The organism is Alloalcanivorax xenomutans (assembly GCF_032810065.1).
Taxonomy (GTDB): Bacteria; Pseudomonadota; Gammaproteobacteria; order Pseudomonadales; family Alcanivoracaceae; genus Alloalcanivorax; species Alloalcanivorax xenomutans.
This window is the reverse complement of sequence record NZ_CP136538.1, coordinates 895,725-908,151: the sequence shown is the minus strand read 5'-3', so window position 1 is coordinate 908,151 and position 12,427 is coordinate 895,725. Positions and strand designations below refer to the sequence as shown.

The 12,427-nt window shown below is 60.5% G+C and carries 11 protein-coding genes; 4 read left to right on the top strand and 7 right to left on the bottom strand.

What is annotated here, in order from left to right; translation table 11 throughout:
• Positions 1 to 27 precede the first annotated feature (27 nt).
• The 6 genes from RYH70_RS04285 to RYH70_RS04260 all read right to left on the bottom strand — a co-directional run bounded on the left by RYH70_RS04285 (position 28) and on the right by RYH70_RS04260 (position 8,567).
• Positions 28 to 2,364 (bottom strand): CHASE2 domain-containing protein, encoded by a 2,337-nt coding sequence (locus tag RYH70_RS04285; protein WP_317009823.1) that lies wholly within the window; start codon positions 2,362 to 2,364, stop codon positions 28 to 30.
• Between the two features lie 42 nt (positions 2,365 to 2,406).
• A complete protein-coding gene (locus tag RYH70_RS04280; RefSeq protein WP_158549015.1) occupies positions 2,407 to 3,456 on the bottom strand; it encodes a FecR domain-containing protein in 1,050 nt (349 codons plus the stop codon).
• Between the two features lie 150 nt (positions 3,457 to 3,606).
• Positions 3,607 to 4,605, bottom strand: a complete 999-nt coding sequence (locus RYH70_RS04275) for a fimbrial protein (protein ID WP_317009822.1) — start codon at positions 4,603 to 4,605, stop codon at positions 3,607 to 3,609.
• Entirely contained in the window at positions 4,598 to 7,147 is a 2,550-nt protein-coding gene (locus tag RYH70_RS04270) for a fimbria/pilus outer membrane usher protein (RefSeq protein ID WP_317009821.1), read from the bottom strand. The genes RYH70_RS04275 and RYH70_RS04270 overlap by 8 nt, the downstream gene beginning before the upstream one ends.
• A 44-nt stretch (positions 7,148 to 7,191) precedes the next feature.
• Entirely contained in the window at positions 7,192 to 7,935 is a 744-nt protein-coding gene (locus tag RYH70_RS04265) for a fimbrial biogenesis chaperone (protein WP_022993766.1), read from the bottom strand.
• A gap of 77 nt (positions 7,936 to 8,012) precedes the next feature.
• On the bottom strand, positions 8,013 to 8,567 hold the full coding sequence (locus RYH70_RS04260) for a fimbrial protein (RefSeq protein WP_097057443.1): 555 nt from the start codon (positions 8,565 to 8,567) through the stop codon (positions 8,013 to 8,015).
• Positions 8,568 to 9,185: 618 nt separating this feature from the next.
• On the opposite strand from RYH70_RS04260, the gene RYH70_RS04255 reads away from it, so the two are divergent.
• On the top strand, positions 9,186 to 9,908 hold the full coding sequence (locus RYH70_RS04255; RefSeq protein WP_026949833.1) for a response regulator transcription factor: 723 nt from the start codon (positions 9,186 to 9,188) through the stop codon (positions 9,906 to 9,908).
• Here RYH70_RS04255 and RYH70_RS04250 read toward each other — a convergent pair.
• On the bottom strand, positions 9,905 to 10,252 hold the full coding sequence (locus RYH70_RS04250; protein WP_022993769.1) for a hypothetical protein: 348 nt from the start codon (positions 10,250 to 10,252) through the stop codon (positions 9,905 to 9,907). The two genes, RYH70_RS04255 and RYH70_RS04250, sit on opposite strands and share 4 nt — an antisense overlap.
• 532 nt (positions 10,253 to 10,784) lie before the next feature.
• Here RYH70_RS04250 and RYH70_RS04245 point away from each other — a divergent pair.
• The 3 genes from RYH70_RS04245 to RYH70_RS04235 are packed head-to-tail and all read left to right on the top strand — an operon-like array spanning position 10,785 to position 12,383.
• Complete coding sequence (locus RYH70_RS04245) at positions 10,785 to 11,216, top strand: GFA family protein (RefSeq protein ID WP_051414450.1); 432 nt, start codon at positions 10,785 to 10,787, stop codon at positions 11,214 to 11,216.
• Positions 11,217 to 11,254: 38 nt separating this feature from the next.
• Positions 11,255 to 11,491 (top strand): exodeoxyribonuclease VII small subunit, encoded by a 237-nt coding sequence (locus RYH70_RS04240; protein ID WP_317009820.1) that lies wholly within the window; start codon positions 11,255 to 11,257, stop codon positions 11,489 to 11,491.
• Positions 11,481 to 12,383, top strand: coding sequence for a polyprenyl synthetase family protein (locus RYH70_RS04235; protein ID WP_051414449.1), 903 nt, complete (start codon positions 11,481 to 11,483; stop codon positions 12,381 to 12,383). Before RYH70_RS04240 ends, RYH70_RS04235 begins: the two co-directional genes overlap by 11 nt.
• Positions 12,384 to 12,427: the final 44 nt, after the last annotated feature.

Below are 12,427 nucleotides of genomic sequence, written 5' to 3'. Positions count from 1 at the left end.
TTTAGTCGAAGGGCGGAGCCGGCGGCGCTAGTCGCCGGCGTCCGCATAGGCGGGAAAGTTCAGGGTAAATGTGGAGCCCTGGCGCACCACGCTCCGGCACTGGATTTCGCCATTATGCTTGTCCATCACCGTTTTCACGAAGGCCAGCCCCAACCCCAAGCCGGTGGCCATGTTGTCGGCATCGAAGCGGCGATAGCTCTCAAACAGATAGGGAATATCATGGCTGGCAATGCCGACCCCCTGATCGCTGACCTGGCAAATGATCCGGTCACCGCTTTGTAGAACCGACAACGTCACCACGCTTCGGGGCGGGCTGTATTTGATCGCGTTCTCGAGCAGATTGAACACCGCCCGTACCAGGAACCCCTGATCTCCCCAAATCGGCCCGCCGTCATCGTCAAGGTTGTCGCTTTCCAAACGGATGCCTTTGGCCTGGGCCAAGGGCCAGGCCCGGTCCAGTGCATCCATGGCGATATTGGCCAGCAGCACCTCCCGGAAATCCAGCGCGCCAAACTCCACCTTGGCCAATTGCATGAAGTCCTCGATCATGTCCAGGGCGGATCGTACCTGGCGCTCCAGGCGCGCATGAAATTCCTGAGCCGGCAACGCCGCGGTACCGTTCTGCATATCGAGCAGGGCCAACATGCTGGCCTGCGGCGCCTTCATGTCGTGGGACAGAAACCGCAACATGTGCGCCCGCTGTTCCGCCGCGCGGCGTTCGCCGGTCATATCCACCAGGCTGATCAACCAGCCGGCATCCAGCGTAATCGCCGTCCACAGCGGCGCGACTTCAATACGATAGTGATTTCCCCAACGATCAAAAAAAGCCTGACCATGCCAGTGACGCACATCGGCGAAGCGGCCTCCCTCGGAGAGGAATACCGGCACGGCATCCGCCGGCACCACCGTCAGTAATGCATCCCGCAATTTCCAGCTTTCCACTCCCGCGGGATTACCCACCAACCAGCGCGCCTTGCGATTGGCGGCTTTCACCTTGGCCTCGCCATCCACCAGGAAAGTCACCACCGGCAAGGAATCCAACATGTCGGTGACGAACCGGCGAGAAGCACGCAACTGTTGCACACCGGCTTCCAAGGCCATGACCCGGCGGTGCAGCGTGCTGCCCCAACGCATACCGGAAGATCCTCCGGCCTCCGGCACCATGTTCGGTTCGCTGCTCAGCGACTCGATCTCGGTGCTGAACCAGCGCAGGATCACGCTTTGACTGCGCCACTGCCACAACAGATAAAACAGCACCAGCCCCATTAAAGAGGCCGCCGGAGGCCACCAGATTCCCAATCGCAAAGCCAGCGCGCACGCCGCCATGGTCAGTGCCACCATCAACGCCATCAGAGCATGGACATAGCGCATACGCGACACCAGCAAGGCGATCATCAAGGCCAGCACCGGCACCATGGACAGCAATATTCGCGTGGCTTTATCCAACTCGGTAATGACATAGCCATCCATCAAAGCGTTCAGCAGGTTGGCCTGGATTTCCACGCCGGCCATGGTACCCATCCGGCCCGATACCGGCACCGCATAGCGATCCCCCAGACCGGAGGCGGTGGCGCCGACCAGCACGATCCGGCCCCTCAGCAGTTCGTCCGGGACCTCGCCCAGCAGCACACTGCTGTAGGACACTCGGGGAAACGCTCCGGGCGGCCCCCGAAACGGCACCCGAACCAGGTGGTCCCGATGCCAGGAAGGCGTGTTGTGAATCGATTGGATTTCCTCACCCGGCATGGCCATCCCCGCGGCCAGGCCCTGGCCCACGAGAGCATCGAACAGCGCCCAGGTAAGATGCGGCACCACCTGGTCGATGACGCCCTCGCACAAATACAGACGTCGCACCTTGCCGTCCATATCCGCCTCCACATTAATGTGGCCTATGCCGGCGGCATTATCGGCGATGTCCGGCAATGGCGGATAAACCACGGGAGGCGCCCCCGGTGTCGCCACGGGAGCGCGCGCCAATGGCACATAAACATTGCCGGCACGGGCCATGGCATCACCGAGGCGCCGGTCCGCCTTGCCGTCGCCTTCCGCTTCCAGGAAAAGGATATCCATCATCACCGCCTGGACACCGGCTTCACGCAAGCGGTCCACCAACGCCGCGTGCACTAACCGGCTCCAGGGCCAACGCCCGATTTCACGAAGGCTGCGGTCATCCACGGCGACAATGAGAATATCGTCGTTCACCGGTTTATCCGACCAGGCGATCAAGCGGTCATAGACCGACGCGTTGAGTTGTACGAAGTCACGGCTCGCCAACCAGCCAGTAGCGGCCAGGGCGATCAGGAGCAACAGGCCCCATTGAAAAAACAGGCGGCGAAATAACGCCTCGCTGGTCAGTATGGACATCGGGACAGCTTGCTTAAAAGGAGAATCGAAAAACGAGAGGGCCTAACGATGAGCACCCACCCCGCGCAGGAAAAACACATGATGCGCTTCGCGCCCTTCAATGCCATTGGCATCGACGGCCGACAAGCGGACATGGTACGCCCCCGCGGGCACGTCCTCGACTTTGAACTCACCATCATCCGACACCGCTTCACGTACCAGCTCGATGAAATCGCTGTCCCTGGACATCTGCAGCCGGTATTGGATAGCTCCCGGCAACGGCTCGACCCTGGCATGCAGGACACCGCCGGCGCCACGCCAGTCGGGCAGCAAGGTGGGCGCGGGCAACAGCGCCACTCTGGTCAGCCGGCCGCGGCTGTCCAGACGCCCCCCCTCACCTTCACGCACCCGGCCTTGAGGCCGCCCATCATGGCTGATCGCCACTGCCCCGCGCAGCACACTGGTGGTAGCGCCGCCAGCCTGTTCACGCACACGAAAATGGGTGCCACGCACACCGATGATACCTACCGGGGTTTCCACCTGGTAATGCTCCTCACCAGGGCGGGGGGTGACCTTGGATTCCACCGCGCCACGTTCCAGGCGGACGCGAACAATACCCTGCTCACGCTCTTTGATGAACCGGATCCGGCTGCTGGATGGCAAAACCACCTGGGAGCCGTCCTCCAGACGCAGGGATACAAAAGCGAAAGGACCGGTAACCACCGACTGACCTGCACCCAGTTGCATGCCGGTCAGTAGCGGCCGCCGATTTCCATCAACGTCCTCGGCCCAGACCTCACCTTCCAAGTGAAGCACATCGATACCCAAAGGACTGTTCTCCTCCAGTATCAGCTTGGTGTCGGGTTGCAAGTGGTAGGGATCGGAAAGGTGGTTGAGGTCACGCACACGGCGCCAGGCCCGGGCGTCCCCAAGATAGGCTTCGGCGATGTCCCAAAGCGTATCGCCGGGACGAACGATGTAGTATCTCGGCGAAGGCGGTGACTCCGCGGCAGTCCGTGGCTCCGTGGCAGTCTGCGGTTGCGCGGCAGCCATAGTGCCAGCGAACAGCAGTCCGCCGAACAAGCCGCCGATCACCCCATGTCTTATGCCCACCGTCCGTGGCGGCCATCCTCCGGGCCGCCGCTGAAGCGACATTGAAAATTGCCCCCGGCAATTTTTTTTCACGCCTTGCATGGTCCACCCTCTTCAGCAGGCCCTGTCCTCGGGCCGAGTCGGCGCGTTCCCTCGCTGTTGGCGTTGGAGTCAGTTGTATTCGATGGTGAATGTAGCGATCGCCCGGGTTTCACCGCCGTTGACGATGGGAGCGGTCTGGTAATAACGGGCCTTCAGGGGCAGTTGGAATTGATGGTCCCCAGGCGTCACCGTACCCAGTTCGACACGATCGCCATTGGCGATGGGCGTGGAGGTGCGGTTATCGAGCAATTGAATGCCCACGCCACTGGCGGCTTCGGTGCCACCATCGATCTTGATGACACCAGCCGCGCCACTGGGATCCGGGCTGTACCCGAAAGACAGCTTCACCGTGTCCTGCCCATGACTGGGGCCAACGCAGGACAACCCCACCTGAAATTCCCTTTCCGTATTGGTGCTGCCGACACCGGCGAAAATGGAGCGGGATACCGTGCCGAAATCCACGGCAATATTGCGGGAGCCCATATCCACCTCACAGGCGGAGGAGACGATGGTGATGGCGCTGGCATCCAGCGTGGAAGTGAGGATCGGACGGCTGGCTCCGGTACCGTCGCCGTAGTAACGGGTGTAACGGCCGGAGACCAGTGTCCCTGAACCGGTTTGCTCCGCGATCTTGATGATTTCCACCCGGAAATACCCACCACTCAGATAGACATTTCCATTGCGGAACAACTGGTGAGGATATACGACAGTGGAGTTCTCCGAATCCAGGCGTCGCGACAGACGGATGCCAATACCCGCCACGTTGGTAGTATAAATCTTGGGATCATAGCTGCTTGGACTGCCGATCAATGTCTCCCCGATCAGATAACCGCCACCCCAATTACAATTGACGATGGTGCCGGTCCGGTTAATCGGGAATTCCTTCATCGCCAGAACCGTACCCACAGGCGCATTGGGAGTCAGAGTCACCTGTCCCATGGTCATATTGATGTCCTGGGCCTGTACCCCGTAATTGACATTACACGCGGCCCAACTCATTACCGGCACCATGGTGGCCACGAACATCACGACCTGCCGTCCGATCCATTTGATCCACTTCTTACTCACAACGGGCCTCCAGATGATGGTAGGCGCGGGCCGCGCTTGCGTCCTGATCGGACTCCGGCACGCGATAGTCGATGTCACAGCTCTGGTTCGCTTCCTCGCCCCACTTGACGCTCAGACGGCCGCTCTCTTTTTCCGTACGCAGATAGACCCGGCCGCTCTGGCCCACCAGCCCCACCGGCTGACCGGCCTCGTCGTACACTTCAGCGCCGAATGGAACCGGTTCACCTTCCGGTCCTTTAGCCTTGATCAGCAGCGCCTGACCGCTGACGGTATCGAAGGTGAGCTTGGCCACGGCCCCGGCGTAGGGCGCCACTTGCTGGCTACTGGTCTTCAGCTCCACTTCGGTGGACATGTCGTTGGGATCCAGCGTCACCGAGTTCAAGCGGTAAGGCGAAACGTACGGCACCACCGCGTAGCCGCGTTTATCGATGCGCACACCGGACATGTTGGTCACGCGAGCCCCAGCGGCCGCCGGCGCTTCCACCAACACCATGGTTTCACCACGCTGAGGCGTTAGCGTCACACCGCCGCTGTGCGCCACCATGCTGCCGCTGACACCGGCCCCCATCTGCGTAAAGTCGTCGTTATGGCTGTAAGAGGCCCGCAGCGTGGCATAGGGTGCCCGGTATTCACCGCTGAGTTCACCGGTGGCGCCGCTCTGATCCTGGTGGCTGACCGCCACGTTATAGGTCATGTTGCCGTCCACGCCGGCACTGCCGGAGACACCCAGACGGCTGCTCTCGTAGGCGCTGTCACGCATGGTCCCGGAGCCGATCAGGCTGGCGTTGCCAGCCACGTTGTCCAATGGCACCGAGAAGTTGAAGTTGTACTGGGTGTCGTCGTAGCCGAATTCGTCCTCGGTCTTCAGCGCCGAGAAACCGTAATGGAAAGGCCCATAGTTGTTGTTGTACCCCACCTGGTATTGCGTGGTTTCCCCTTCGCTTTTCCAGTAATCACGAACGGAACCAGTGAAATACATCGCCCCCAAACCGGCGCCCAGGGTCTGATTCACGGTGAGCTGGAATTCACTGCGCTGACGACGCACCGCATCGAACCCCAACTGACGATCTTCGTAATCGTGGGCGATGATGGCGTCACGCAACCCGAGGTAACCGGAGGTGGAATAGCGGTAGGCCGCCACCGTCACATTGGTGCCGGTATCGGGTATGAATTTGCTGTAGCCCAGTTTGTAGCTCTGGCCATTGCGATCGCCATAGCGATCGAAGCCGGTACGGGCATGGGTGACATCGGCGGAGAAGGCACCAACGGGCGTGCCCACCGCGACACCGGCCAGATAAGCCTGGTAGTCATCACTGAACGTGGCCCCGGTGTAACCCGTCAGCCGGTTGGTCAGGCCCTTTTGGTAGGTGGCCTGCATCAACCAGGGATCATCATCCAGGCTGGTTTCGCGCACCTTGCCGGCGGTGACGCTGTACCGGGATATGCCCGGACGCAACATCTGCGGCACGGAGGCGAAAGGCAGGCTGAATCGACGAATACGGCCATCCGCTTCGGTAACGGTGACCTCCAGGTCGCCGCCATAACCGGTGGGGTACAGATCATCGATGACGAAGGGTCCCGGCGGCACCGTGGCCTGATAGATCACCTGACCGTTCTGGCGTACTTCCACCACCGCGTTGCTTTCCGCCACGCCACGAACGGTGGGCGCATAGCCGCGCAATGAATCCGGCAGCATGCGATCATCGGACGCCAGACGGGCTCCACGGAAGCCCATGGAATCGAACAGGTTGCCTTCAGTGTAAGCGTCGCCCACGGTCACCATGCCACGGATCGACGGAATCGGCCGGCGCAGATAGGTAGCGGTGTTCTGCCAGTCAGTGCCCTGCCCATCACGGCGTGACACATTGGAATCATGCCGCAATTGCCAGGCACCGATGTTGATGCCGCTGTTGAGCATCAAGTAGGCATTGTCGTAGGTGCTGTCATTACCGCCGTAATGGGTTTCGGTACGCAGCGCGTTGAAGTTGTAACTCAGGAAACCGGCATTGATACCCGGATCCCAGAACGCCGGATCCACATAGCCACGCGCGCTGCGGCGCATATTGGCTTGCGGGATACTGATATCCAGACGCATGTTGCTGCTGTCGAAACGGGCCTGGGCGCCCGGCAACCAGCCTTCCAGGGAACGGCACTCATCGCTCAGCGCGTCACCGACCCCCTCAATGGTGCTGACGTCCACGCCATAACCGGACAGCATGCTCAGGGTAAAACAGGTGTGCGCGTTGATTTCACCGGGGGCGGCTCGAAACGCCAGTTCATTACGGCCCTTCCAGGAGCCGTTGACGTAGACATCCAGATAGTAGTCACCCGCCAGCGTCGGATTGCCCTGGGCATAACGGGAGACATCCATATCCTTGGCGGCACCGCGAAGGAAATCACTATTGAAGGAGGCCGCCGCTACCTGAGTCCCGGTTTGAGCCAGCACGGCCTGCGTCCAGGTCAGCAGAGCCAGACCACCAAGCAATTGGGCACCGGCACTCAAACTGACCGTCCGGCGTGACACAACGCACTTTTGATTCATGAGACACCCCGCGTCCATGGTTTTTTTGTTCAGGCGTTTTTTGATCAACGGCCCACCGGCACATCCCGGGCCACCCGACCACCGAAGTCATTGATAGTGGTCATACGCACCTGGCCAATCGCGGCCGGCGCATTAGCGGGCAAGGGGAATTCCAGGCTGCCACCGGGGGCGATCATGCCCTCGTCCACGGGCACCGGGACCAGCGCGCTTTCTCCACGGAGGATTTCCAGACGGCTGACGGTGACGTGGTAAGGCGTGGGGTTTTTTGCTTTGAGTACCGCTTGTCCGCCGGAGCGGGACAGATACCACTGCAGTTTTTCCGGAGCGTCGTTGGCTTTACCGCTCAACCCCTTGGGCCGGTAAAACAGCTTGATGCGCGAGCGAACCGCCAACTGCAGGAAATTCTGGGGAATCCCTTCTTCGGCTTTCGGTGCCGGCGGAATGTCGAGCACATTCAACCAATACACGGACTCGCGGTCTTCCGGCGGCGTCTTGCCACCGGTAAAGGAAATTCGAAGAACCTGACCGCTGCCGGCTTCCACACGGGAAATCGGCGGCAGCACGATGAAAGGCACATCGCTTTGTTCCGGAGCGGCGTCGGCGTCGCCGGCGTCGATCCATACTTGCACCAGGGCCGGGTTTTCGCCGTCATTGGTCAGTTGCACCGAGACTTCACGATCGCCACCGGGATAAATCACCCTGGTACCGCCGATCACCACGGCGGCCTGCGCGGCTACACCCGCGGCCAGCAATGTGAATGACAACAAGCAAAGGAGAAAACGCTGCATAGCCACCACCCGAAACCTGGAAGGACAGACAAGAAAGTGTCCGGGGCCGGCAAGCCGGCCCGCGGAAACCATGGGGATTACTGATAGATAATGGTGTACTGAACGCTGGTGGAGACGTCGCCAGCGCCAGCGGCGGCGGTAGCGTAGTACTCGGCGTAGTAGTTCAGATCAGCGCCGTCACCTTCGTTGGCAACCGTTACCCACTGGGAGTTGGTTTGCGCACCGTTGGCACCAGCGGCCAGCACCGGCAGGAAGCCGTTGTTCTCACCCAGCAGCTGGATTTGAACGTTGGTGGCACCATTGCTGGCGGCGTCGATCTGGTTGTTCAGACGGCCGGTGTTGTAGTCCACGGTGGGACCCGGTTCGAAATAGGTCGCCACTTGCCCGGCGGAGCAGTTGGACAGGTTGATGGCGAAAGGAGTACGACCAGCAACTTCACCGGCGGCGGCCAGCGTCTGAGCGGACACGGTCGGCAGGGTTACGGTGAAATCGGTGCCACCCGGGGTGGTGATTTCACAGGTTTGGTCGGTGATTTTACCGTTGAAGGTAATGGTGCCGTCCGCGGCGAGAGCGGAACCAGCACCGGTCAAGCCGAAAACTGCCAGAGCAATAGCGGTTTTATTCATTTTCATAACAGATGCATCCCATCCTGATAACGTATTTTGGGACCGGCACGCCTGTTCGGGAGCCGTTCCGCGGCCTTGCGGCCTACCGCCCTGGGACTTTGCCCCGCGGGTTCAGTACCAAGCGCCATCAAGAAATGCGATTATGTGACGTGGTCGGTAGACTGCGGGGCGGGAGAATGGATTGGGAGCAACAAACAAACAACAGTCCGAAACCATTGTTCATATTCTGTTGACAGTTATTTTATATTTATCACGGAATATACGATTAAATGCGTACAATAGTAAAAAATAGTAATGCTTTAATATCAGGTCTTTTCTTTTTCATCCATTCAAATAAGCATAAAATGCATTAACAATTTTTGCCTTATCTTGGATGACTTTATCGATTCACCGTCCTAACATTCCGCCCGGGCAAAGCCGCCCCGGACACGCCTGATCCCGCCCTGCCGCAAATCGCAACAAAGGGCGTGGATGCAAAACATTAATAAAAATAACGCTTTGATCCCCCGCCGCGGCCCGGGTCGGATAACAATTCGAACAGGCGTGCCGAAAAATTCTGTCAACGCCGAGGAAACATGACTCCATATAACAATGCACCGTGTCACTTGAGAGGGAACAGGGACCATGCATATCGCCATACTGGATGACGAGCCTGCGGTACTGGCCCAGGTCAGTCAGGCCCTGACTGGTCCATGGGGGCGCCATAAAATCTCACTGAAGATCTCCACCTTTTCCAGTTGCAAGGAATTGATCCAGGCGACAAAACGCCACACCTTCGATCTGGCCATTCTCGATTGGGAGTTGCCGGACGGCAGCGGACTGGAAGTTCTTACCTGGTTCACCTCGTACCTGGAATCACCGCCTCCGGTGATCATGCTCACCGTACGCAACAGCGAGCAGGACGTGGTCGAGGCCCTGACGGGCGGCGCCGAGGACTTCATCAACAAACCGTTCCGGGCGCGGGAACTGAAGGCACGGGCCATCGCCGTGCTGCGCCGTCGCAACGGCCCCCTGAGTGTGGAGAAAGGACGGGAGGAAGACCCCAGCCACGGCAACATCGTATTCGACGTGAATCGCCACACCCTTCACCGGGATGGTCAGCCGGTCAAACTGACGCATCAGGAATACCGATTGGCCTTCCTGCTGTTCAGCAATCTCGGCCGCCCATTGGCCCGAGCGTATTTATACGAGTATGTCTGGGGTAAAGACGAACAGTTCTCGTCACGCACTCTGGATGTGCATATCTACCGTGTCCGCCGCAAGCTGGGATTGACCCCGGAACACGGCTGGCAGCTCAATGCCGTGTACGGCTACGGTTATCGCCTGCAGGAAACCGACCCCTCTTAGCCCTGGGACAATGGCAAGCCGCTGCCTTCCCACTCCGTGTACACCAGCACCGCCCCGCCCGTCGTCAGCGCCCGCTCGAACGCGTCACGCACCGCCGGCCGGGCCTGGTGCAACTGCCCTTCGATGAGAACCCCATCCCGGGCGACGAGAACCTCGGCCCACCCATGTTCCCTGGCCACCCGCTCCATGCGCGAATAATCGTGGTATCCACAGAGACGGTATTGGCGGGAGAACACCATCAGCGGCTGCCAGGCCCCCACCCTGCCCTCTTCCGTCGCCTCACCGACAGCGAGAGCACAACCAATGAACACATGGATCTCGTAGGTGGAATTGGCGCCCACCATTGCTCAGCCCCTCTCTTATTATTGTTTACTGTCGGCCAGGCCGACTTTTCTATCGAAAGGGAACGGCGGCGGGAAATAAACAGCCTGAAATAAGGGGACAGATAAAAGATGCAAAATGACCCGAATGAACCGGCATCTGGGGTCCAGAGAATAAAGCGGTGAGGTAACACAACAAGCGGGGCAAGAGCCCCCGCCGGTACCGCAAGCGAGACGCCATAGGGAAAGGAGATCAGAGGAAGAAGCGGCTTGCGGCGGCCGGCGGGCATTTCACTATAGGCGCCCCATCGGAGCCCCGGAAGCCCCCTGTTAGACCTATTTGGAATCAATGACGCCTGCTCATTCCCAGCCCCGGCGAGGACATTCCAGAAGCTCTCCAACTGCATTGAATTTAAAGGAAAAAGCCATCCTCCCGCTAAACCCACGAACTGCCTCTTGAGGATGCCCCTGAAGCGCGGGATAGTGATTGCCACGGCATCTTGTGCCAGCGTTCAATAGGCCATAATTCGCTTATCAACCATCACCGGGGAACATCATGACAAGCTATCAGGGCCGCTGCCTGTGTGGGCAGGTCCGCTTCCGGGTTTCCGGCCCATTCAAGCAGTTTCACCTTTGCCACTGCAGCCGCTGCCGGCACGCCACCGGAAGCGCCCATGCCTCCAACCTCTTTATCGGCAATGACCAGATCGAATGGCTGGCCGGCAAAGAGCGGATACAACGTTTTGACTTGCCGGAGGCACAGCGTTTCGCGCGCGCATTCTGCCGCCACTGCGGCACGCCGGTGCCGCATCAAAGCCGGGACGGCAACGGCTTCATCGTCCCCGCCGGCAGCCTGGATCAGGCTCCGGACCGGCAGCCGGACGACCACATTCATTTCGACAGCCGCGCTCCCTGGTATGACGGCACCTTGCAGGCCCCCCGATTCTCCGCGGCACCGGGCTCACCACCACCAATTGACCCGGCCTGACACCTCCGTTAACGTTGCGCCGCCCACGGAGGAAAACGATGGCCAAGCAAGTCCCGCAATTGGAAGAATCCCTGGATAATCTGGAAGCTCTGGTGGAACGCATGGAATCCGGCGAGATGACTCTGGAAGAGTCGCTGCGCGCTTTCGAGGAAGGGGTAAAACTCACCCGCCAGTGCCAACAGGCGCTGTCCCGGGCCGAACAGAAAGTACAGATCCTCCTGGAACAGGACCCGGGCGCCGAACCGGCCCCCTTCGAGACCCCCGATGGCCAATGACAATCTGGGCCTGGGGTCTTTCGCCGACGACGCCCGCGCCCGCCTGGAACAGGCACTGCACCGCTATTTGCCGGAACCCGCCGCCTGCGATGCACCGCGCCTCGCCGAAGCCATGCGCTACGCTGCCCTGGCCGGCGGCAAGCGGATCCGTCCATTGCTGGTCTACGCCGCCTGCCAGTTAAGCGGCGGCACGCCGGAACAGGCCGATGCCCCAGCCACCGCGGTGGAGCTGATCCACGCTTATTCGCTGGTACACGATGACCTGCCGGCCATGGACGACGACGACCTGCGCCGTGGCCAACCCACTTGCCACCGTGCCTTCGACGAGGCCACCGCGATTCTCGCCGGCGATACCTTGCTCACGCTGGCCTTCGAGCTGCTTGGCGACGCCGGCGATTACCCCGCCGCCACCCGGGTCGGCATGGTACGCACCCTGGCCGGGGCCGCCGGGGCCGCCGGCATGGCGGCGGGCCAGATGCAGGACATGGAAGCCGAGGGCCGCTTGCAGCAAGTCAGCGCCCTGGAACGCATGCATTATCTGAAGACCGGCCGCTTGATCACCGCCAGCCTGCACCTGGGGTATCTGGCGGCGAACCGCCCGGACCCGGCCCTGGAGCAGGCTCTGCTGGCCTTCGGCGACGCCATCGGTCTGGCGTTTCAGATTCAGGACGACATCCTCGATGTCACCGTGGATACGGCTCAACTGGGCAAACCCAGCGGCTCGGATGAAAAACAGGGTAAAAGCACCTTCCCCGCTCTGATCGGTCTGGAGGCCAGCCGCGAACGGGCCCAAACCCTTTGCCAGCAGGCCCGCGGGCACTTGCAGGGTCATGGTGAAGCGGCCCGGCCGTTACTGGATCTGGCCGACTACATCGTCCGCCGCGGTCACTGACGGGGTTGCCACAACCCCGTTATAATGACGTTTTTCCGCACCCT

Coding starts and splice junctions, on each gene's coding strand:
- RYH70_RS04250 (WP_022993769.1), bottom strand. CDS start 10,252: ATGGTGGGCGCCAATTCCACCTACGAGATCCATGTGTTCATTGGTTGT.
- RYH70_RS04245 (WP_051414450.1), top strand. CDS start 10,785: ATGACAAGCTATCAGGGCCGCTGCCTGTGTGGGCAGGTCCGCTTCCGG.
- RYH70_RS04235 (WP_051414449.1), top strand. CDS start 11,481: ATGGCCAATGACAATCTGGGCCTGGGGTCTTTCGCCGACGACGCCCGC.
- RYH70_RS04240 (WP_317009820.1), top strand. CDS start 11,255: ATGGCCAAGCAAGTCCCGCAATTGGAAGAATCCCTGGATAATCTGGAA.
- RYH70_RS04285 (WP_317009823.1), bottom strand. CDS start 2,364: ATGTCCATACTGACCAGCGAGGCGTTATTTCGCCGCCTGTTTTTTCAA.
- RYH70_RS04265 (WP_022993766.1), bottom strand. CDS start 7,935: ATGCAGCGTTTTCTCCTTTGCTTGTTGTCATTCACATTGCTGGCCGCG.
- RYH70_RS04260 (WP_097057443.1), bottom strand. CDS start 8,567: ATGAAAATGAATAAAACCGCTATTGCTCTGGCAGTTTTCGGCTTGACC.
- RYH70_RS04270 (WP_317009821.1), bottom strand. CDS start 7,147: ATGAATCAAAAGTGCGTTGTGTCACGCCGGACGGTCAGTTTGAGTGCC.
- RYH70_RS04255 (WP_026949833.1), top strand. CDS start 9,186: ATGCATATCGCCATACTGGATGACGAGCCTGCGGTACTGGCCCAGGTC.